We start from the raw sequence: 597 nt of genomic DNA, 5'->3' as shown, positions 1-597 counted from the left end.
GCAGCGGCAGCAACCTCACCCCCGGCAGCATACAGGCAGGCGGGCAGGTTTACCTCAACGCCGCCGGCGCAGGCCAATCCACCCTCACCGTTACCGGCAGCGACATCGCCGGCCAACAAGGCACCGCCCTTAAAGCAGAAGGCAACATCACCCTGCAGACCGCCGCCGAACAACAGCAGCAGCACAGCCGCAGCCGCGAAGCCGGCTTCAACGCCGGCGTCGCCCTCAGCTTCGACGGCGGCCTCAGCCTCGGCATAACCGCCGGCGGCAACTACGGCAAAGGCAAAGGAGAGGGAGCGGGCACACAACACCGCCACAGCCAAATCGGCAGCAGCCAAAGCCGCACCGAAATCCGAAGCGGCGGCCACACCGCCATTCACGGCGCCCAAGTGGCGGGCAGCAGCATCGGCCTCGAAAGCCGCAGCCTCAGCATAGCCAGCCCGCAGGACACAGCCGTATACGACGGCAACAACTACCGCATCGAAGCCCAAGTAACCGCCGGCTACGGCTTCAGCGCCTCAGGCAGCGCCGAATACGGCAATATCGAAGCCGACCACCGCAGCACCACCCGCCAAAGCGGGCTGTTTGCCGGCGACG

General features: G+C 66.5%; 1 protein-coding gene. It reads left to right on the top strand.

The window, feature by feature from the left end:
- A partial coding sequence (locus NQ012_RS12875) for a hemagglutinin repeat-containing protein (protein WP_257067970.1) occupies positions 1 to 597 on the top strand: 597 nt, incomplete at both ends.

Origin of the sequence: Neisseria dentiae, assembly GCF_024580525.1 — a bacterium.
Classification (GTDB): Bacteria; Pseudomonadota; Gammaproteobacteria; order Burkholderiales; family Neisseriaceae; genus Neisseria; species Neisseria dentiae_A.
This window is presented reverse-complemented; position numbering and strand designations above follow the sequence as displayed.